This window comes from Bradyrhizobium sp. HKCCYLS1011 (assembly GCF_051167795.1).
GTDB lineage: Bacteria > Pseudomonadota > Alphaproteobacteria > Rhizobiales > Xanthobacteraceae > Bradyrhizobium.
In genome coordinates, this window is record NZ_JBNPTT010000013.1 from 1 (window position 1) to 20,377 (window position 20,377).

Consider the following 20,377-nt stretch of genomic DNA (forward strand, 5'->3'; position numbering starts at 1 on the left):
GCCGCCGCAGGCGGTGGCGCGTCTTCGCGCCAGCCTTGAGGCCGGCCGGTCGCCGGTCTACCAAAAAAACAGTTGCTTCCCAGGGACCGGCGTTCTTGCCCCTGTCGGCCGGTGCGCTCGTCGCGCGCCGCGACCTTGATCTCAGCACCGGGAGATCAGGACCACACGACTTGACCGTGCGCACCGGGTTGTTCGTCCGCGTGAACTTGACTTGGGCATGATCTTGTTCGGAAAACCGCTACGCACTTTTCCGGATTATGCCGTCACGCTGCACCCCGACACGCCCACCGCATCCCGCGCTCAACGTTCGTGACGATCGCGAAGCGCCCCTCTTGATCGAGCACGGGACGACGTCAGAAAAGCATACTTTCTGAAAAAACGAAACAAGAATATTTTTCAAGACAGGACTGGACAGGGGTGATCGCATTGAGTGCGCAAACCAAATTGGATTTTCCGCGCGGCCCATTCATGGATGGGACGCCGGAGCAGCAACTCCTCGCGCAAGTGGGGCTATCGAGGTCCGCGCTCAAGAGGGTTCGTCTCCTCCTGTCGGGCCCCGACCGGCGCTTATGACCTCAAGCAGCCATCTCTCCTAATGGATGATCTGCCGGAGAAAGCCTCTTGCTCGCTCTGTGCGGGGAGCCCGGAAAAAAGTGTCGGGGTCGGCTTCCTCGACGACGCCTCCTCGATCCATGAAGACCACCCGGTCCGCGACTTCGCGGGCAAAGCCCATCTCGTGCGTCACGCAGACCATGGTCATTCCATCTCGCGCCAGTTCCACCATGGTGTCGAGCACCTCGTTGACCATCTCCGGATCAAGCGCAGAGGTCGGTTCGTCGAACAGCATGATCCTGGGCTGCATGCAGAGCGCGCGCGCGATCGCAACGCGCTGCTGCTGGCCCCCGGAGAGCTGTCCCGGATATTTGTTCGCCTGATCGTGGATGCGCACCTTCTGGAGAAAGCCGATCGCGCGTTCATGCGCGTCCGCCCGCGACAGGCCGCGCACCTTCATCGGCGCAAGCATGCAATTCTCGACCACCGAGAGATGCGGAAACAGATTGAAGCTCTGGAATACCATCCCAACCTCGCGACGGACGCCGTTGACGTCCGTCATTCGGTCGGTCAGTTCGAGGCCGTCAATCACGATACGACCGCTATCATGCTTTTCGATCCGGTTGAGACACCGGATCAGCGTCGATTTGCCCGAGCCCGAGGGACCGCAAACAACGATCTTCTCGCCGGTCCTGATGCTGAGATTGACGTCGTTCAAAGCTGTGAAACGGCCGAAACGCTTCACCAGGTTTTCCACGATGACGATGTCCGATGACCGCTTCGTTCCAGTTTCCTGAAGCATTCTTGTTTCCCAATGACGGCGTTCTGGTTCGACGTTTTACCGGTGCGCTCCAGCGATCGCATAGCGTTTACGGAGCGATGCCACACATTGCGATGCCGCCGAGCTGATGCCGAGATAGACTACTGCGACCACGAGATACATCTCGACCAGACGACCGTTGAGCTGTGCGAGTTTCGAGGCCGCACCGAGCAGGTCGGTGAGTGAAAGGACGTAGACCAGCGAGGTGTCTTGGAACAGAATGATGGTTTGGCTCAGGATGATCGGGCTCGCCACCCGGAGCACCTGAGGAAGGATCACGCATCGATACGTATCGAAAGTTGACAGCGCGAGCGCCTGGCACGCCTCGAATTGTCCGCGGTTCACGGCGCGCAGCCCGACGCGGATGATCTCCGAATAGTAAGCGGCCTCGAACAGGCCGAAGGTGATGAACGCCGTCCAGGTGGCGCCGATCGGAATCGGACGGCCGCCGCCGCCGAGATGGCCAAGCACGATCGGCACCAGAAAGAAGAACCAGAACAGGACGAGGATCAGCGGGATCGAGCGGATCAAGGCGATATAGCCGCGCACGATCCTCCCGATCACGGGGAGCTCGAAGTGCTGCACGAGCGCGAAGCAGGTGCCCAGGCTCATGCCGATGACGAAGGCCGCGGCGGTCAACGCCAGCGAGAACAGCAGCCCCGACCAGAGATAGGGCCACGCCTGTAAGACAATCGAGAAATCGAGACTGTTCATTTCACGACCTCCATCGCCTCCGGCAAGGAGCCGACCGGCCGGACGTCGTCGGCGACACTCGGCTCGATTGCATCCTTCACCAGCGAGGTCCCTGGGATCCGAACCGCCCGGTCGATCAGCACCATCGATTGGTAGGCGATCAGCGCCAATCCGAGATAGATCAGCGTCGCGGCACCGAAAGCCGTAAAGGTCTGGAACGTCGCTTCGCTGATCTGGCGCGCCTGGGCGGCGAGCTCCATCAATCCAATCGTCAGAGCAACCGACGTATTCTTGTAGATGCCCATGACTTCACTGGTCAGGCTGGGCACGATCAGGCGGAGCGCCTGCGGCACGATGACGTGGCGATAGGTCAAATATCCGGTAAGCCCGAGCGCGTGCGCCGCTTCGGTTTGTCCTTTCGGCAAGGCCTCGATCCCGGCCCGAACCTGTTCGGCGATGCGGGCAGCCGTGTAGAGACCCAGGCAAACGAGCGCGGGAAAGAACGATCCCCAGGGCGGCGACATCTGTTTGACGGCGTTTCCGAGCGCGCTCGGAAGCAGCTCCGGCAGCACGAAGTACCAGAGGAACATCTGCACCAGGACAGGAATGTTGCGGAAGATCTCCACATATAGCCGCGCGAGTGCCGCGACCATCCCGTTCTGAACAGTCCGGCCGATCCCGACCACAAGGCCGACAGCGAAAGCAATCCACCAACCGAAAAAGGCCAGCGCCAAGGTCCAACCAAGGCCCGACAGAAGCCAGCCGATATAGCGCTGGCCGTCCGCCGCTTGTTCAAAAAGCACTCCGAACATCGCGAACCTCGGGACTTCTGGTGCGAGGGAGAATCAGTGTGCGGGAAATTCTCCGGTGTCGCGCCGACTAGTCGACGGCATCGCTGGGATGCCCGATCCGGCCCATCAACTCGTCGGTGAGCGGGAACGCGAGGTTTTCGCCTTTGGGCGGAATCGGACTCGTGAACCACTTTGCGTAGGTCTTCTCGAACTGGCCTGACGACATCTGCTTTGAGAGAACGTCATCGACGAGCGCCTTGAAGCCGGCATCACCCTTCGTGAACATCAACCCATAGTAGATCTTGGCGTACCCTTCCGGAAGCAGGATCAACGCGTTCGGATTCGGAGCGGCCGCCTTCAAGCCCGCGAGAAGGATATCATCTTCCATAAACGCGGACGCACGGCCGGTGTTCAACATCAGGAACGATTCCGCGTGATCCTTTGCCTGGACGATGTTCAGGCCAAGCTGCTCCTTGGCATTCACCGCTTGCGCGAAGCCGATCGCGTTAGACCCTTGCGTGACGACGATCGTCTTGCCTTTCAGGTCGCCTGCGGCTTTCAGGCCACTGTCAGCCTTGACCAGCCAGCGCGGCTGGCTCACGAATGTGGCGACGGAGAACGAAACCTGCTCCTGTCGCTTCTTGTCGTTCGCCGTGCCGCCGCATTCGATATCGACGGTACCGTTTTGGATGAGCGGGATCCGATTGGACGAGTTCACCGGGGTATAGTTGATGGTGAGATTGGGCAGATTGAGCTCGGCCTTGATGCGCTCGACGATCGCTGCACAGAGATCCAGCGAGAATCCGATCGGTTTCTGATCCGGCCCGAGATACGAGAACGGAATGGAGGCCTCGCGATAGCCGATCGTGATGCCGCCGCTCGATTTGATCTTCGCAAGCGTCGGACTGTCGGCTGCCGCCGACGGCTCCGCACAGGCGCCGATGGCCGCGAGGCCAGACAGAATGCCGAATACACGCGCAAACTTCTTCATGTGCACCTCCCTCTGCAATCGCGGCCTAGGCTGCCCTGGATGACGGCGTCACTCCGCGCCGACGGATGACATCGATCAGGCAGTCGACGTCCGCTGATGTATTGAACATTCCAAACGAAACGCGGATGCCATCGCGCTCCGGCGAGACGCGCACGCCGTTCTGCTCGAAATGGCCGAGCCATTCGGCGGCCGGCAGTGCGATGACATAGATGTGCGGTGCCCGGTGCTGCCGGTCGCGCGGGCCGACGAGGCGAATCTCCAGCCGATCGAGCTCGGCGATGAGATGATCGCCAAGGTCAAAACAATGCTTCTGGATGTTCTGCACGCCGATCGCTTCGATCATGTCGAGCGAGGCGCCGAGTGCGTGAATTGCCGGAAGATTGAAGTTGCCCAGCTCGAAACGGCGGGCGCTCGTTGATAGCGCGAGTTCATCGGGACGGGCGATGAGATCAGCCGGTATGTCCGCAAGACTGGCAGCAGCAAGATAGGCCGGCTCGAGCTCGGTCCTGGACTTCTCCCAATAGAGCAATCCCAGCCCCTGCGGCACCAGCAGCCCCTTGTGACTTCCCGACCCGATAAACGTCGCGCGCATCGCTTTGGCATCGATCGGCACAACGCCAATGGCCTGCATGACGTCGACGACGAAATAGAGGTTTTTCTCCTGGCACAGCGCGCCGATGCTTTCGACGTCGAAGCGGTGACCAGCGTGGAACGTCACCTGCGACATCGAGATCGCGCGCGTATTCGTGTCGACGTAGGGACGAATGCTGTCGGCATCGACGATCTCGGTCATCGGCACGAACTCGACCGCAACACCCTTCCGTTGCAGGTTGAGGAACGCATAGGCGTTGTTCGGATGATCGCCGTGGATCATGAGGACCTTGTCGCCCGCGCGCAGAGGCAGCGCATTCGCGGCGATGTTCATGCTTTCCGAGGTGTTCTTGGTGAAGGCGATCTCATCGGCTGAGGCGCCCAGAAGCCGTGCGACTCTCGCGCGCGTCTGTTCGACGCGATCAAGCCACACCCGTTTCGGACCGGCCGTTTCGAGACCTTCTCGGAGAAACAGCTCGATTGCCGCCTTGACGGGACGCGCGAGCGGCGTTTGGAAGCCGGAGTCGAGATAGGTGATCTGCTCAGCAGCCGGGAACTGCTTCCGTACGGCGTCGACGTCGTAGTGCCCCGACATTCCATTCTCCTTTTGAGCCCCAGGCGCGGTGCCGGGATGGCGGTGCACAAAGCTTGTTCATCCGTCGGCAACGCCAACGATATGGGCATCAGCGGCGGTCATCCAGATAGATTTCCAAAATTCAATAGCTTTAATTCCGAAAAATGATAATTTTTTGAGCGTTGATATCAGGAAATCAGGATGATTGAGGGAAAGAGCGACGGACCACTCGATCGTGCATTTGCCATCGTTGGCTACATCGCCGGCCAGACCAAAGCTGTCTCGGTCGCGGAGATTGCCGATGCGCTTTCGCTGCCTTTGCCGACCGCGCACCGGCTGGTCGGAAACCTGGAGGAGCGAGGCCTCGTTCAGAAGGCTCTCGGAACGAAGCGCTACGTTGTCGGCAATCGGCTCGTCACGTTATCCGCAAAGGTCATCGGTGCGGCCTTTCGCACCGCGCGCCGCCATGCGGTGCTGCGCGCCGTCGCCGCCGAGATCGGGGAGCAATGCGAGATCGGCGTGGTGCGTGATAACATGGTTGCCTACGTCGACAGCGTCCGCGCGTCGCAGCCACAAGGTCTCCAGTTCAATCCGGGTGAGGCTGCGCCACTGCACTGCACGTCGACGGGCAAGATCTACATGAGCCGATTGCCGGAGCGTGCGCGTGAGAAGCTGTGCCGCGCACTCGCTTTGACCAGATATACCGAAACCACGATCGCTGACGTCGCGAGCTTGATGAAGGTGCTTGAGGAGACCCGCAAACGGGGCTGGGCAAAGACCAACGAGGAGTTCGTGAGAGGCGTTGTCGGCTGCGCCGTTCCCATCCTGTCGCCGGACCGCGAGCTGATCGCCTGCCTGGGGGTCTCCGTTCCCGTAGCACGCGTAAGCTTCGCCGAGCTGGATCGGTTCATCGCTCCACTGCAGAAGGCCGCCGCGCTGCTATCAGAAACAGTCCTCCAGGCTGATGACGATGCAGACAGCGACGTGCCAGAGAACTTTTGAACGCGTATCCCGTGCCCAACGTTCGTGCGATCGGGAGGCTGTTAAAGAAAAACAGGAATTGCGGCGCTGGCCTGTTTTGCCCCTTACTGGTCCAATTTCGATAGCGCTGGCCGGCGTTGCGTGCGCGCGGTATCGATCCCTTGCTGGACAAATGCCGGCAGCTCACCCAGCCGAGGTAAGCCGGCACAGCGCGGTGTTCATGACAGGGAGTCATCAGATGATACTCAATCCGGATCATGTTACGATCGCAGTGGCAGACGCCGGCCGGGCGATCGCGTTCTTCGCACTCCTTGGCTTCAGAAAGGATCACGTCGCGACGATCGACGGTGGCGCTCCCGCCCGGTACATGGGCATACCGGGCATGAAGGCGCAGCACATCACTCTCGTACTCGAAGGAGCGAATCCTCCTTTCGAGATTCAGCTGCTTCAGTTTGACCCGAGCCCAGGGACCGATCCGGGTGCGCACCCGACCAATTTGCGACAACGGGGCTTCAATCACCTCGCATTCCGCGTCGACGATATCGAGGCAGCCACCGCGCACCTCGTGGCCAACGGCGTAACCTTGCTGAGCGACGAAATGGACTACATCAGCCGAAAGCTGCGGCTGTTCGAGGGCCCCGAGGGGATCACTCTCGAGTTAGTACAGCGGGGCGGCTCGGACGCTTCCGGCTAGGGCGCCCAACATCGAACTGCGGTCACCGGTGCAAGTCGGGATGGCCCTCATGTGCCTTTGCTGCCTCTGAGGCACTTGCCGCTGCGTCTGGTCTTGGGGTGGACCAGACGCAGCGGCAGGGCTGGCCTCGATAGCCGCATCTGGGCCCAATACGGCTTCCTTCAGACTCTGCTTCTATGTCGGCTGCCAGGATAGAGCGGACTCGTTGTGCTCGGAGCGAGTTAATCCGTTCCGACCGTCCCCCGACATCATCCCTCCGCCTCCCCAGCCATGCATATGCGCTGATAAATGAGCTCGCCACTTGCGAGTCATCGTCACAGCCGTTCTACAAGGTGTTAGGCTGCCATGGACGTCTTCCATCCATCTTGGCGCTAGACGAATCACCTGCGGAATAATCCGCCCACGACGCTGTGCACCGCGCCGCCGATAGCGCCGATTGGACCGCCGACACCACGCGAATGGCCAGCACGGCCCGCAGCGCGACGACGGGCCTGATGGTCAGATTTGGCAGCCTCCGTCGCGGCGTCCGTTAGGACCTTATGCTGGGCAGCATTGAGGAAGCCGGTCGCGGGGTAGCCGTGCTCCTCCTGCCAGCGCGCGATGACCGCGCGAGTCGATTCGTCGAACTTCCCATTGATCTTGGTGCCGAACCCAAGCCTGGTTAGCCCACGTTGCACTTCCCGACGCTTTGCCCTGGTGAGGCCAATCTGATCCTCGGTCTCCTGAGTCGCTTCGTCGGTGGCGGTCGCCGTATCGGCGGGTGCTAACGTTTCACGGGGTGTGTTGCTCAGACCAGCGTTAGCAACGTGCGCGCTGCCGACGATCACTAAGACGGACAATGCTAGGATCAAGGCGCGCATGGCCTTTCCTTCGCCCCCAACTCGGCCGATGATTCGCTCTCGAAATACAGATACACCGGGCCGCCCCGGGCTATCAACATCCGGCGGCGCCACTTCGCTTCCTTTAAGGTAACTGTCGTGCGTGGGACACGGTTCCCTCGCCTCGAGCCCATTGTTACGCCGCGTTGCACGCGGGCATGGGATCGGCGCACCGCCTTGGACGGGAGCGTCATTCGCTGGCCTGACCACGCTTGGACCATTGCAACGCTTCCGCGCGATGGATGAAGACAGCTTGAGACCGGTCGAGCCGGAGCAACAAATCCGCGCTCAGACGGAGGTGAAGTCCGCTCTTAAGAGCGGCTCAGGCTCGAGTGCCCCCGACCGACGCTTAGACCCTTGTCGGACTCGACTTCAGTGGAGCAGGTAACCCGCGTCACAGCTGTTGAGGTATCCATCCTCGGGTTCCCAAGAGGATACCATGATTTCGGCCCGCAACGTTGAATCCATAGACTTTCAGCGACGACCAATCGAGTTCAGCACGCAGCTCAGCCAAAGACTCCGCATTCACCTTTTCGCAGACTTGAATGGCGAAAAGCAGCTGGCTGTTTAGATACGCTTGTCCGAACTGTGCAATCATCTCGGTGATCGGAGGTTCAGTTCGACGCCAATCAAGCCCTTGAACCTCATCCAGCGCTGTGCCCCAGGGTGGCGCCACGAAGATGATCATCGCTTCATCTGTTGGCAGATCAACCTGCTCCAACAAGCTCCTGTAGTCGCCGGGCATCACTCGAATGCGATCCCGCGGGAGGTCGAGACATGCCGCAGAATCCAATACAGAGTATTGCAGGAGCCCGCGAATGGATCGAGCACGAGCCATCGGGTGCCGGACGGGAGAGAGGCTGCCACGGCCGCCACATCCTGCCCGATCCGATCGGCAACGGCATCACGTGTGCACTCGACGGCGGTTCGGCCCAGCAGTCGCACGCCACGTTCGTACCATTGCGGCGGTGTCATGCCGTAGAGCCGGATGTATTCCGGGTCGGAGAAACTGTCGCTGCCGTATTGCTGAACCTCTTCCAAGCTCAGAACCTTGTTGCGCTTCAGTCCATGTAACAGCAATGCGCGATCATGAAACGGTTTGTCAGCATTTGTCCGATGCTCATTTGTGTGCGGCCGTTCCTGCACTTGCCCATTCACTTCGCCCTTCGATGCCAATACCACGAAGGACTCCTGGGGGAATGTCAGCCCGCCGTTCGCTAAGACAGCCGGATCGAGGCGAGTCACAGCGTCATCAGCGATCGCGACAATCATGCGTTCACGTCCGGCAGCATCCTCGCCCTGCAAGAGTGCAGCCATCGGAGTCGCCGTGAGCTGGAAGCGAACGTAATCGAGCATCGATGGAAAGCTGATCTGCTTCGACACGGTCAGAACGTTGACAGCGTTGAAGCCAGCCTGTCGTAGCCAGTTGCCGACCTCGTCGGCATCACAGGAGAGATGCTCGGAGCGTTTCGTTCGCGAGGACTCGGCGCCGAGAAACTTTTCCAGTGCCTGGACGAAGGCGTGTGCGACCGGCGTTCGCTCGATCGCACTGTAAACGCTGAGCCCAACGCGGCCGCCGGGCTTGAGAACCCGCGCCATTTCCTCCAGCGCCCGAGATCGATCAGGGAAAAACTGCAATCCGAGCTGGCAAAGCACGACATCGAAACAATCCGCCTTGAACGGCAATTCCAGCGCGCTGCCCTCGATCCACTCGACCCTCACCGACCTTGTTCGCGCCACAGCCAACATAGCCGCGTTAAGGTCTATGCCGACCAACCTTCCGGCATGCCCACGCTGCTCCAGGAGACGCGCCACGACGCCTGTCCCGCAAGCGACGTCGAGCACGCTTTCCTCGCCTGTTGGCCTGGTTCGGTCCAGCAGATCATTGGCCCAGATCGAGGTGATAGCCGGAACGAGATAACGCTCGTAGAGCTCAGGCGCGCTGGCATCCATTTGCCAATGTTCATCGGCCACCATGACATCCGCCCAGAGTTGAAAACGCCAGAAAAGAAATGCCAAGTTCCAGCTATGCTGGCCGACTTGGCCAGCGAACTCAAGAGCCGCCGCTGCATCACAAGAGTAAGAAAATGGAACGCGCGTTAGCTGAAGACATCGTCCGCGGAATACTGGCCCTCGGAAAGCCCCTCAATCGCCTCAACGATCTGATTGACGCCCACATCGCGGACGGGGCGGTGAAGAAAGAGTTTAAGAGATCTCTTGGAGAGGCAATGGCAGGCGGAACGGTACTGTTATTGCCCATCATACGGCTCTACCCCGATCTCGATCCTGACAAATAGCTTCAGCTGGTAACGGGCGACGTCGCGCGTCTCGTTTGAGGCTCGGCGATGTTGAAACAGGCGAGACCGGCGACAACGGCGCCCATGCCGACCGCATGATAGATTTGCAGGCTCTCACCCAGCAATGCGGCCGACAGGATGGCGCCATAGAGCGGAACGAGATGGATGAACATCCCCGCGCGGACGGGCCCCACCCGCGCGATGCCGAACATATAGAGCAGGTTCGCAAGCAGGGACGCGGCAATGCCGACGTAGAGCATTGCGGCAAGCGCGCCAGTCGTCCAGTTCACCCGTGCGCCGCGGACATGCTCCCACACCACGGGCGGAAACAGAATGACGACGGCGATCATCAGCTGCGCGCCCAGAAGTCCGAGACGGTCGATGCCAGGCGGCAGGGACCGCAGCAAAATCGAGAACAGCGCAAACGACACCATCCCGGCAAATACCAAGAGATCGCCAGGCGAGAAGCGGAAGGCGAGCAGTCGCACCCATTCGCCGTGCAGGATGATGGTCAGGACGCCGCTGCAGGACAGCACCAGGCCGAACATCTGCGCGACACCCAATCGCTGCTTGAAGAGCACCGCGCTCAAGGTCGCGATCAGGACGGGAATGGCGGAGTTCAAGAGCTGGGCCGTGGACGCCGTCGCTGAGTGAAGCCCCAGATAGACGAGCAAATTGAACGCCACCATGCCCGCCAGCGATGTCTGAAGGAGCTTCCAGCGGCAGGCCCAGTAGCGGGCGATGTCGCGACGCATGGCGGCCCACCCGAACGGCAGCAGGACTACCAGGGCGACGACATGCCTGGCGAACGCCAATGTCATCGGAGGGACGTCATCGCGAACCGCCCTGCCCGCAACGAAATTGCCCGCCCAGAACAGCGGCGGCAGAACGAGAACGACCCAGCCCACGAGCTCGGGGCGCGTCATGGGCTTCGCTGGAAATATTGGCATGCCGAAACATCCTCGAAATGCTGGGCTCGCGGTCGCGATCCCTGGGCATCATGAGAAGCCATTCCTTGCGCCTGCTGGTTGCGTTTCACAGGCAAACGCATCAGACTGCGCAATCAGATTGTGCAAATATTCAAATTCTTGGCGAAAAATGTCCAAGCTCGATCCGATGGATCGCAGAATCCTCCGTGAGCTGCAGCGGGATGGAGCGATCCGCAACGACGCCCTTGCGGAGAAGGTCGGCTTGAGTCCGTCGCCGACGCTTCGTCGCGTCAGGGCGCTCGAAGAAGCCGGCTACGTGCGGTCCTACGTCGCCTTGCTCGATCCCGACCGGCTCGGCTTGGGGGTGCGCGTGCTGGTCGAGCTGCGGCTGACCGTCCAGGATAGGACTACGCTCGACCGGTTCGAGAAGCAGGTCACCGCCATTCCCGAAATCATCGAGTGCATGACGGTGCTCGGCGATTGGGACTACGTCTTGACCGTGGTCGCCAGGGATATCGAGGACTATCAGCGCATCCTGCTGGACCGGATCGCCAAGCTGCCTGGCGTTGCCAACTACAAATCCACCCTCGTCGTGCGAGAGGTGAAGCGGTCCACCGAGCTGCCTGTCTGATGACGCGTGCACTTGGCCGCGCGACGATCTTGCGATATCAGGAAGCGTTTGGTCGAAGTGTCGGCGCATCAAATTGAATGACAATTCGACAGATAGGACAGCCCGGCATCGCCGGTGATCATTGGGGGACGCGCATGGCAAGGACGATCGCAGCGGCGCTGGCTCTGGCGATGCTAATCTCGGCGGCCTCAGCGCAAGCGGTTTTTCCGGTCGAGCCGGGAGCCGCCGGTCCGAACCAGCCGCTGCAGATCACGACGACGTTCCAAGCGCGGATCGAGGGCGCAGCCGATGCACGCGACGTGCCTGCCACCACGGCCCAGGACACCGCCCGCCGCTCGCTCTACACCATGGCGGCCAATGAGTGCGCCGTGCTGGCCGAATATTGGCGGGCCGAATGCCGGCTGATTTCGTTCTATGTCTCCGGACCGATCGCACCGATCGGAGGACCCGTCGCAACGATCCCATCGATGTTTGGGACAGCGAGCTACGAGCTGCGATTCAAATCGCCGGGGCGATAGCATCCGTCGGCTGCGTGCGGGCGGCCGACACAGCGCCTGCGGCGCGTTCAGCCCGCCGTGAAGATGAAGTTGTTGTAGTAGTCCTTGCGCTTCCAGTACCAGGCGCCGTCGTGCCGCTGGTGCACGGCCGCATCGAACGCCGACAGCGGCTGCAGGCCCGTGGAGGAGACGAAGCTGCCGCGATACCCGAGCGCGGCCAGATAGGCGAAAACGTCGTCGATCGTCCTGCCGACCAGATGCCGGGTCTCGCATTCGAACACCAGCATCGGCCTGTCCCTCTCGAGAATCCGCCGCGCGCCACGGAAGACGTCGAGTTCCGCGCCTTCGACGTCGACCTTGAGGAGGGTCACGCGCTCACTCGGCTTGAAGTAGTCGTCGAGCGCGACCACCGGAACCGTCACCCGGTCGGATCTCTCAGCCGGAGACGCGGGCGGATTGAGCGAGGCGCCCGGCGCATGCCCGACGGGAATATAGAGCTCACGCCGGCCCGACGCGGCATGAACGGCCTTCGCTTCGACGGTGACATTGCGCAGGCCGGCCGCGGCGCAGACGGCCGCCAGGCGATCTGCCAGCTCGCGCTGCGGCTCGAACGCGACAACGCGCCCTTGCTCGCCGCACCAGCGCGAGAGCCAGGAGGTGAAGCTGCCCTTGTTGGCGCCGACGTCGCACACGGTGTCGCCCGGCCGCAGATGACGCCTGATCGCGGCGAACTCCGTCGTGTGGTCGCGGAAGCGCGCCTTCCATGAGCGAATATGGAAGCGGGCGATTTCACCGATCGAGGGCGCCTTCTGACCAAGGCATCGGTCCGCCCCCGATCGAGCGAGGTCTTCGGCAATTGCAATGTCGCCGTCGTGCATCCGCGAGCGTCTCCCTGGTTAAAGGCCATCATCTCCGAGATTTGCGACCGCGATGGGGCGCCGGCGACACCGGATGGGGGCGCCCTTCTCGGTCACCCAAAGCGGTATCATTGTGCTATCACCACAACCTTTGAATGGATCGGCTGGCGCCGATGGACGGCAGCGGTCTGTTCCTGTGAGCAACGATGGGAGGGGTGATGACGAGGAGCGCAAGGTTGGCCCTGGCCGCCGCGATGTTGGTCGGTTTCATGCTCAGCCGACCCGCGCTCGGCACAGACGAGACACGCGGGACCGTCGCAACCTATCCCGGCACGGCGTTCGAGACCACGACGCCGGAGGCGGCGGGCTGGTCAGCCGCGATGCTTGCCGAGGCCAAGTCCTGGTCGCTGCTGATCGCGCCGACCGCGGCGGTGATGATCGTCCAGCATGGACGCATCATCGCCCAATGGGGCGACATTACGAGCAGGAGCAACCTGCATTCGGTGCGCAAGAGCCTGCTCAGCGCCCTCATCGGCATCGCGGCCGACGAGCATTGGATCGACCTCAACGCGACCTTGGCAAGCCTCGGCATCGACGACAACACGCCTGGCCTCACGGAGACAGAAAAATCCGCGACCGTCGGTGATCTGCTCAAGGCGCGCTCCGGCATCTCTCATGCTGCGCTCTATGAGACGCCAGGCATGGCCCGGCGGCGTCCGCCACGCGGCAGTCACGCGCCCGGTACGTTCTGGTACTACAACAATTGGGACTTCAACGCGCTCGGCTCCATCTATGAGAAGGCGACGGCGCAATCGATCTTCAGCGCCTTTGACCGGCAGATCGCGCGGCCGATCGGGATGCAGGACTATCAGCCAAGCGATGGCAGCTACGTGCGGGGCGCCGCGTCCAATCATCCCGCCTACCCGATCCGGATGAGCGCGCGCGATCTCGCCCGCTTCGCACTGCTCTATTTGCACGAGGGAAAATGGGGCGATCGCCAGATCGTCCCGCAGTCTTGGGTCCGCGCCAGCGTGCAATCCTACTCGAACGCCTATCCCGCGTTGGGCCCCGGCATGGGCTATGGCTATCTGTGGTGGATCGGCTTTCTCAGCGATACCGGTGCGCCGATCGTGAAAGTCCCTGCGGGAACGTACGAAGCGATGGGCGCTGAAGGACAATATGCGTTCGTGATCCCGGCCTATGATCTCGTCATCGTGCACCGGGTGAACAGTGACGCCGCGCTCGCGCCGCTCGGCCCGCGCAAGCCCGAACCGACGTTCCGGCAGATCGGCCGGCTGCTCTGGCTGATCCTCTCGGCGGCCGGGGACCGGGACGTCGGACCGGACGCAAGCCTCGCCCATGCCGACGGGCAACGGCTTGATGTCGCGGCGCTGAAAGCGGCATTATCCGGCAAGGACCTTCTGCTCGGCGCTGCGCTCGTTGGCGGACCCTTCATTTGGCAGCTGCATGATGACGGCAGCTTGTCGGTGCTGGCCGCCGGCGCCGAGCGCCGCGAACGGTCCAGCGGCACGTGGCGCGTCGACGATCAGGCGCGTTACTGCCGCACACTGACCAAGGACGATCTCGACCGAACAGCGGCCGCACCGCGCGAACGCTGCTTCGATGTCGTCGTCAAGGACGACAGGTTTCAGTTCTTCGATGCCGAGGGCCTGATGCAGTTCGACTCCAAGATAGAGTAGAGGCCGCGGGCGGAGCATCTGCCGCCCGCGGCAGTCATTCAATGACGATGCCCGTCGAGACCATCGTCATCATCGTCGTGATCGCCGTCGCCGTGCGGCAATCCGTTGTCGACGCAGGCGAAGTTTGCGGCGTCGTTGGTCATGCCCGAGCCCTTGTACTTCGCGATCTTCGGATAGACGCAAAGCGGGCGCGTGCCGCCGGCGGGGAAGTTGGTAGCGATGCGCGGATCGAACAGGCCGCCGGTGGCAGGGAATGGCGAGGCGGTGTTGTGATTGGCCGCCACTATCCGATCGGGCGCGGTGCCGGTCTCGACCCAGGCCGTGATGGCGTTGAGCTCGTTCACCGCGAAATCGCTGGTGGCGGGCCCACCACCGCAATGGGCCATGTTCGGCACCATGAACAGCCGCGCGAAATCCTCGGCGCGGCCGTCCATGCGCCGGTCCATGTTGCGGTACCAGCGCGCGATCGACGCCCCTGAGAAGATGCCGTCATTCACGGACGAGGAGATGATCAGCTTGCTCCCCCGGCTCTTGAACGGATGCAGATCCGTCGACACCGCGGCCATGAAGTCCATCGAGCTCTCGGGATAGGCCTTGGTCTCGGTGAAGATCTTGGGCGCATCGGTATCGAAATTATAGTGGAAGACGAACGCCCCCTGCCCATTGGGTCCATTGACCGGCGTCACCACCGGCGGCGTGGTGAAGATCATCGGCAGCGCGCCCGCGCCAAGCGTCAGATTGGCCGCGGTGTTGACGCCCGGGACCGGCGCGGTGACGACGTTCCAGGCGGCCCAGCCGAGGCCCGGCGCCGATGGCGGCGCCCAGATGCCGGCGTCCCAGAACCAATCCGAATAGAGCCGCTTGCCCTTGGAGTTGGTGGGGCCGGCATAGATCTTCTTCAGCGCATCGACCTGCCCGCTGGTCAGACAGGTGCCGCCATGCGGCGTGCTGCCATGCGTGCCGGTACCACAGGTGAACGCCGCCAGCGCCGGAAACACCTTCTGCTTGGTGCAGGCGTGGTAGTTGTCGATCAGTCCGTCCACCAGCCCGTCGAGCGCATCGCAGGCGCTCAGGATCGCCGCCGAGGCGACGGCGAGATCCTGCGATGGGAACGTGTCGGGGATGAAGGGCTGTCCATTGACATCCTGGCTGGTCGCCAGAGGCGCCAGCGCCTGCTCGTTCCAGGCTTCCGCAATCGCCGCCTGCGGCAGGTTGAAGCCGGGATTTTGCGCGACCACGCCGTCGAACAGCCAGGGCGACTTCTGCGAGGCGACCATGGCGTCGCGGCCGCCATTCGAGCAGCCCATGATGTAGGAATAGACCGCTTCCAGCCCGTAATATTCGGCGATGATCTTCTTCGAGATGGTCGCGGTCTTTGCAATGCCGTTGTAGCCGTAGTCGACGCGCGCCTGCTCATCGACCGCGAAGTGCTGCCCGCCGCCGGCATTGGCATCGTCGTCCTGATAGCCGCCGACCGCGTTCGCGGCATTGTCTTCGTGCCCGCCGTCATCGGCCGCGATCGCCCAGCCCTGGTTCAGCTCCACGCCGGCCGCGCCCTTCGGATCGGTGTTCAGGCTGCCGTCGCTGCCGCCTCCGCCCATCATCTCGAAGCGGCCATGCCAGGTGTTGGGCAGATTGAGCGAAAAGCCGATCCCGTAGGTGAAATGATCGGGATCCTGCGCGCTGGTGCGCTTGTTGATGATGCCGATGACGTTGCAATAACCCGTTTTCGGCGTGGCGCTCAGGATCTGGGTATCCGGCAGAGCAAGCCCCGCGATGCTGGCGCACGCCAGCCGCGGCGCGACACCGGCGGCCGGCAGCGCGCTCGCTGACGCCGCTGAGCTGAGCAAAAGCCCGGTCGTAACAATCGTCGATGGTAAGATCAGTCGTTTCATATCGCACCTCCCCACTCTCTTTTTCAAAACGATCCGGATAACGCTTCGATCAGCAACGCGCCACGAGACGCCGCCGATGAGCGGCACCGGTTCAGCAGATGAACGCTTGGTCTTGGAATGCCTGCTTCTTGAATGGCTGGATCTTGAGTGCCTGGGATGCGAGACGTCGTCTCGCAAATGCTGCGCCGCGTTCGTCGACGGCATCGCAATGATGCGCGATCAACGCGCGCCGGTGCCGCCGCACCTTGCACCAGGCAAGGCCAGTCGATCGTATCAGCACGGACGTTTCCTCCAGCCGTTCTTGCGACGGCAATTGATTTGCAAATATTAGCTGACCACCATGTAGCCTTGTCAACATGCGATTTGTGAAAACGTAGTGCGGAGGTCGCGCCTCTTCGCATCTGCGCAAGACGCTGCGTCACTGCAATCAGCAAGGCTGATCCGGCAATGGCCGATCAGGACTTGAACAAATCCCACCGGCATCTCAATCTGCCGGGCTCACACAGTCGGAAAGGCAGGCGAGGATGCAACTGAAGGGCCTGCGGGTCAGAGACCAAGCCGCCAAACGTGCTCGTTCGGCGCCGGGCAAGTCGACCTCCCCGAAAGCCCTGCGGCAAAACACGGTGGCGACAAACTCGCTAACCCCGGCAAAGCCGCTGGCGATGGGAGATCTGGCGCAGTCCCTGGGTTATCGGATCCGGCGCGCACAACTCTGGGTATTCAAGGACATCAGCCGGCGCTTGGCGCCGTTCGACATCAGCCCGGCGCAATTCTCAGTGCTGAGCGTAATCGAGGCCAATCCCGGGGTGAATCAGCTTGCATTGGCGCAACTGCTGTCGATCGAGCGCGCGGGTCTGGGGCGGATGATGGACCAGCTCGAACAACGCGGCCTCGTTGTTCGCGCCGCATCGCCGCTCAACCGCCGCTACTACGTATTGCACCTCACCCCTGACGGCGGCGCTCTCGTTGCCCGACTGAGGCCGATCATCGCTGAAGGCGAAAAGGCGCTCGCCAAGAAGATCGGATCGCAGGCCTTCAAGGAACTGCAGCGGACGCTGTCGATCTTCCTGGACGAGTGATGTCGGGCGCTGCGTGCCTTCGTGGCACGCGCGCGCCTTCTTCGGAGCGTTGCGTTACCGCGGCACGGCGACGACACGCAGATTGTTGGTGGTGCCGGCCTGCGCGAACGGGATGCCGGCGACCACAACGAGGAGGTCGCCGCCTTGCACGAACTCCTGGTCCAGGGCGAAATGGGTCGCGCGTTCGACCATCTCCTCGTAGTTCTTGATGTCCTCGGAGAGCACGCTGTGCGCGCCCCACAGCAGGCACATGCGGCGGGACACGTCCTCGTTCGGCGTGATCGCCAGGATCGGCAGGCTCGGCCGCTTGCGCGCGACGCGCGAGGCCGAGGTGCCGCTCGAGGTGTAAGCCACGATGGTCTTGGCATGGATTGCGGAGGCCAGGTCGGCGGCGGCGGTCGCCACCGCGTGCGGCGGGGTCTGCTCCTCGCCGGGCTGCGTCGCCTCGATGATCGAGCGGTACATCTTGTGGCCTTCCGTCGCCTTGATGATGCTGTCCATCATCGCGACCGCCTCGCGCGGATATTGCCCCGAGGCCGATTCCGCCGACAGCATCACCGCGTCGGCGCCGTCATAGATCGCGGTGGCGACGTCGGACACCTCGGCACGGGTCGGCGTCGGCGCCGCCACCATCGAATCCAGCATCTGCGTCGCCACGATCACCGGCTTCACCGCAAGGCGGCAGGCGCGCACCAATTCCTTCTGCTTGCCCGGCACGTCCTCGTGCGGGATCTCGACACCGAGATCGCCGCGCGCCACCATGATCGCGTCGCAGAGCTGGATGATGTCGTCGATCCGCTCCAGCGCTGCCGGCTTCTCGATCTTGGCCATCACGCCGGCGCGGTTGCCGATCAGGCTGCGCGCCTCGATCACGTCGGACGGCTTCTGCACGAAGGACAGCGCCACCCAGTCGACGCCGAGCTTGAGGCCGAAATCGAGATCGGAGCGGTCCTTCTCCGTCAGCGGCGACAGGTCGAGGACGGTGCCCGGAAGATTGACGCCCTTGTTGTTGGAGATCGCGCCACCGACCACCACCTTGGCGTCGATGAAATCGTCGCCCAGCCCGGTCACGCGCACGCGGACCCGGCCGTCATCGATCAGCAGATCGTGACCGGGCGCGACCGCGGCGAAGATCTCCGGGTGGTGCAGCGGGATCGACATCTTGTCGCCCTCGCTCCCCTTGAGCACGAAGCGGATGGCCTCACCCGCTTCCACCGTGATCTTCTTGTCGCGCAGGGTGCCGACGCGGATCTTCGGCCCCTGCAGGTCCATCAGGATGCCGATCGGACGCTTGACCTCCTGCTCGAGCGCGCGGATTGCGGCGTGGACCTTGGCGTGATCGGCCTGCGTACCATGGCTGAAATTGAGGCGGAACGTATCCACGCCGGCCATAAAGAGTGCCTTCAGCATCTCCGGCGAATTGCTGGCGGGGCCGACGGTGGCGACAATCTTGGCTCGACGATGACGACGCATGGTGATGTGTCCTTTCTATCCGGAGCCGAGCGAGATGGCCCTGATATCGTTGACATTGGTCAGCGTTGTGACAGCGCCGACTCGCGCACACCACGAATAGCCGCCCAACGCGGCAAGGCAAGCCCGGCCGCTCAAGCTATTCTCATGACGCTGCGTGGACCGATACGGACGCGCCCGCGGCTGCCTCGGTTCCGTGACGCCATCGCTCGGCGCCCGCCCCATATAGCCGGATCACCCGAGAGTGCAACTGTAAGCCACAGCGGAACACCGACCGGCCCCCGGAGCGCGCCTCCGTCATCCTGGCGCGGGGAGCCTGCCGCTCCCATCGCGCGATTTTTACAACTTAAAATTGCTTCCTCGCAGAAGGAGACTCAGACGTTGGAGCCGTGGATCGCGTCGATCACGGCGTCGGTGACCTCCTTGGTGGTGGACTTGCCGCCGACGTCGGGCGTGAGGATGCCGGCCGCGCAGACCTTCTCGACTGCTGCCATCAGCCGCGCGGCGGTGTCCTTCTCGCCGAGATGCTCCAGCATCTGCGCGCCGGTCCAGAACGTCGCCACCGGATTGGCGATGCCTTTGCCGGTGATGTCGAAAGCCGAACCATGGATCGGCTCGAACATCGAGGGAAAGCGACGCTGCGGATCGATATTGCCGGTCGGCGCCACGCCGAGGCTGCCGGCGAGCGCGCCGGCGAGATCGGACAGGATATCAGCGTGGAGGTTGGTGGCGACGATGGTGTCGAGGCTCTTCGGGTTCAAGGTCATGCGCACGGTCATGGCGTCGACCAGCATCTTGTCCCAGGTGACGTCGGGAAATTCGGCCGCCACCTCGGCCGCGATCTCGTCCCACATCACCATGCCGTGGCGCTGCGCGTTGGACTTGGTGACGACGGTGAGGAATTTGCGCGGCCGCGACTGGGCGAGCTGGAAGGCGTAACGCATGATCCTGGCGACGCCAACCCGGGTGAACACCGCGACCTCGGTGCCGACCTCCTCCGGCAGGCCCTTGTGGGCGCGCCCACCCATGCCGGCATATTCGCCTTCCGAATTCTCGCGCACGATCACCCAGTCGAGATCGCCAACGCCGACATTGCGCAACGGCGAGGCGACGCCGGGCAGGATCTTGGTCGGCCGCACATTGGCGTATTGGTCAAAACCCTGGCAGATCGGCAGCCGTAGGCCCCACAGCGTGATGTGGTCGGGCACATCGGGCGCGCCGACCGCGCCGAAATAGATCGCGTCGAACTTTTTCAGCTCAGTGAGGCCGTCGGCCGGCATCATCACGCCGTGCTTCTTGTAGTAGTCCGATCCCCAATCGAAGGTCTTGACGGTGAAGCCGATATCGCCGGCGCGCTTGGCGAGCGCCTCGAGCACGCGGACGCCGGCCGAGATCACTTCCGGCCCGATGCCGTCGGCGGGAATGGCTGCGATGTTATAGTTGCGCATGGGAAAGCT

21 protein-coding genes are annotated in these 20,377 nt (G+C 62.5%); 8 read left to right on the forward strand and 13 right to left on the reverse strand.

The features are described 5' to 3' along the window. Positions 1 to 592 precede the first annotated feature (592 nt). From ACQR1W_RS34050 to ACQR1W_RS34070, 5 genes are all read right to left on the reverse strand, one after another. Positions 593 to 1,354 (reverse strand): amino acid ABC transporter ATP-binding protein, encoded by a 762-nt coding sequence (locus ACQR1W_RS34050; RefSeq protein ID WP_434854861.1) that lies wholly within the window; start codon positions 1,352 to 1,354, stop codon positions 593 to 595. Positions 1,355 to 1,390: 36 nt separating this feature from the next. Further along, a complete protein-coding gene (locus tag ACQR1W_RS34055) occupies positions 1,391 to 2,086 on the reverse strand; it encodes an amino acid ABC transporter permease (RefSeq protein WP_434854862.1) in 696 nt (231 codons plus the stop codon). After that, positions 2,083 to 2,877 carry an amino acid ABC transporter permease gene (locus tag ACQR1W_RS34060; protein ID WP_434854863.1) on the reverse strand — a complete coding sequence of 265 codons (795 nt, stop codon included), beginning with the start codon at positions 2,875 to 2,877 and terminating at the stop codon, positions 2,083 to 2,085. The genes ACQR1W_RS34055 and ACQR1W_RS34060 overlap by 4 nt, the downstream gene beginning before the upstream one ends. 67 nt (positions 2,878 to 2,944) lie before the next feature. Further along, positions 2,945 to 3,847: an amino acid ABC transporter substrate-binding protein gene (locus ACQR1W_RS34065; RefSeq protein WP_434854864.1), complete on the reverse strand. Its 903-nt coding sequence runs from the start codon at positions 3,845 to 3,847 to the stop codon at positions 2,945 to 2,947. Positions 3,848 to 3,872: 25 nt separating this feature from the next. After that, complete coding sequence (locus ACQR1W_RS34070; RefSeq protein ID WP_434854865.1) at positions 3,873 to 5,033, reverse strand: aminotransferase class V-fold PLP-dependent enzyme; 1,161 nt, start codon at positions 5,031 to 5,033, stop codon at positions 3,873 to 3,875. A gap of 180 nt (positions 5,034 to 5,213) precedes the next feature. Between ACQR1W_RS34070 and ACQR1W_RS34075 the strand changes: the two genes are divergently transcribed. Further along, positions 5,214 to 6,014, forward strand: coding sequence for an IclR family transcriptional regulator (locus ACQR1W_RS34075; protein ID WP_434854866.1), 801 nt, complete (start codon positions 5,214 to 5,216; stop codon positions 6,012 to 6,014). 217 nt (positions 6,015 to 6,231) lie between these two features. Then, entirely contained in the window at positions 6,232 to 6,687 is a 456-nt protein-coding gene (locus tag ACQR1W_RS34080; protein ID WP_434854867.1) for a VOC family protein, read from the forward strand. A 380-nt stretch (positions 6,688 to 7,067) separates the two neighbouring features. Here the strand turns inward: ACQR1W_RS34080 and ACQR1W_RS34085 are convergent, their stop codons facing one another. From ACQR1W_RS34085 to ACQR1W_RS34095, 3 genes are all read right to left on the reverse strand, one after another. Beyond that, positions 7,068 to 7,547, reverse strand: a complete 480-nt coding sequence (locus ACQR1W_RS34085; protein ID WP_434854868.1) for a peptidoglycan-binding domain-containing protein — start codon at positions 7,545 to 7,547, stop codon at positions 7,068 to 7,070. A gap of 412 nt (positions 7,548 to 7,959) precedes the next feature. Continuing rightward, complete coding sequence (locus tag ACQR1W_RS34090) at positions 7,960 to 8,310, reverse strand: hypothetical protein (RefSeq protein WP_434854869.1); 351 nt, start codon at positions 8,308 to 8,310, stop codon at positions 7,960 to 7,962. Continuing rightward, positions 8,310 to 9,584 carry a class I SAM-dependent methyltransferase gene (locus ACQR1W_RS34095; RefSeq protein ID WP_434854870.1) on the reverse strand — a complete coding sequence of 425 codons (1,275 nt, stop codon included), beginning with the start codon at positions 9,582 to 9,584 and terminating at the stop codon, positions 8,310 to 8,312. Before ACQR1W_RS34095 ends, ACQR1W_RS34090 begins: the two co-directional genes overlap by 1 nt. Between ACQR1W_RS34095 and ACQR1W_RS34100 the strand changes: the two genes are divergently transcribed. Then, positions 9,578 to 9,862: a hypothetical protein gene (locus ACQR1W_RS34100; RefSeq protein ID WP_434854871.1), complete on the forward strand. Its 285-nt coding sequence runs from the start codon at positions 9,578 to 9,580 to the stop codon at positions 9,860 to 9,862. The genes ACQR1W_RS34095 and ACQR1W_RS34100 overlap by 7 nt on opposite strands. Before the next feature lie 2 nt (positions 9,863 to 9,864). Here the strand turns inward: ACQR1W_RS34100 and ACQR1W_RS34105 are convergent, their stop codons facing one another. After that, positions 9,865 to 10,812, reverse strand: coding sequence for a DMT family transporter (locus ACQR1W_RS34105; protein WP_434854872.1), 948 nt, complete (start codon positions 10,810 to 10,812; stop codon positions 9,865 to 9,867). Between the two features lie 166 nt (positions 10,813 to 10,978). Here ACQR1W_RS34105 and ACQR1W_RS34110 point away from each other — a divergent pair, with 166 nt between their 5' ends. Both ACQR1W_RS34110 and ACQR1W_RS34115 read left to right on the forward strand, forming a co-directional pair. Continuing rightward, a complete protein-coding gene (locus tag ACQR1W_RS34110; protein ID WP_434854873.1) occupies positions 10,979 to 11,422 on the forward strand; it encodes an Lrp/AsnC family transcriptional regulator in 444 nt (147 codons plus the stop codon). Positions 11,423 to 11,556: 134 nt separating this feature from the next. Next, positions 11,557 to 11,940 (forward strand): hypothetical protein, encoded by a 384-nt coding sequence (locus ACQR1W_RS34115; protein ID WP_434854874.1) that lies wholly within the window; start codon positions 11,557 to 11,559, stop codon positions 11,938 to 11,940. 47 nt (positions 11,941 to 11,987) lie between these two features. Here ACQR1W_RS34115 and ACQR1W_RS34120 read toward each other — a convergent pair whose 3' ends face one another. Beyond that, on the reverse strand, positions 11,988 to 12,797 hold the full coding sequence (locus ACQR1W_RS34120; protein WP_434854875.1) for an FkbM family methyltransferase: 810 nt from the start codon (positions 12,795 to 12,797) through the stop codon (positions 11,988 to 11,990). Positions 12,798 to 13,012: 215 nt separating this feature from the next. On the opposite strand from ACQR1W_RS34120, the gene ACQR1W_RS34125 reads away from it, so the two are divergent. Continuing rightward, a complete protein-coding gene (locus ACQR1W_RS34125) occupies positions 13,013 to 14,476 on the forward strand; it encodes a serine hydrolase domain-containing protein (RefSeq protein ID WP_434854876.1) in 1,464 nt (487 codons plus the stop codon). Positions 14,477 to 14,514: 38 nt separating this feature from the next. On the opposite strand, the gene ACQR1W_RS34130 is transcribed toward ACQR1W_RS34125, so the two are convergent. Further along, positions 14,515 to 16,371, reverse strand: coding sequence for a tannase/feruloyl esterase family alpha/beta hydrolase (locus tag ACQR1W_RS34130; protein WP_434854877.1), 1,857 nt, complete (start codon positions 16,369 to 16,371; stop codon positions 14,515 to 14,517). A gap of 76 nt (positions 16,372 to 16,447) precedes the next feature. Between ACQR1W_RS34130 and ACQR1W_RS34135 the strand changes: the two genes are divergently transcribed. Next, on the forward strand, positions 16,448 to 16,702 hold the full coding sequence (locus ACQR1W_RS34135; RefSeq protein ID WP_434854878.1) for a hypothetical protein: 255 nt from the start codon (positions 16,448 to 16,450) through the stop codon (positions 16,700 to 16,702). 193 nt (positions 16,703 to 16,895) lie between these two features. After that, positions 16,896 to 17,450, forward strand: coding sequence for a MarR family winged helix-turn-helix transcriptional regulator (locus tag ACQR1W_RS34140; RefSeq protein ID WP_434854879.1), 555 nt, complete (start codon positions 16,896 to 16,898; stop codon positions 17,448 to 17,450). A gap of 54 nt (positions 17,451 to 17,504) precedes the next feature. On the opposite strand, the gene pyk is transcribed toward ACQR1W_RS34140, so the two are convergent. Continuing rightward, complete coding sequence (gene pyk / locus ACQR1W_RS34145) at positions 17,505 to 18,923, reverse strand: pyruvate kinase (protein ID WP_434854880.1); 1,419 nt, start codon at positions 18,921 to 18,923, stop codon at positions 17,505 to 17,507. A gap of 371 nt (positions 18,924 to 19,294) precedes the next feature. After that, complete coding sequence (locus ACQR1W_RS34150; protein WP_434854881.1) at positions 19,295 to 20,368, reverse strand: tartrate dehydrogenase; 1,074 nt, start codon at positions 20,366 to 20,368, stop codon at positions 19,295 to 19,297. Positions 20,369 to 20,377 lie beyond the last annotated feature (9 nt).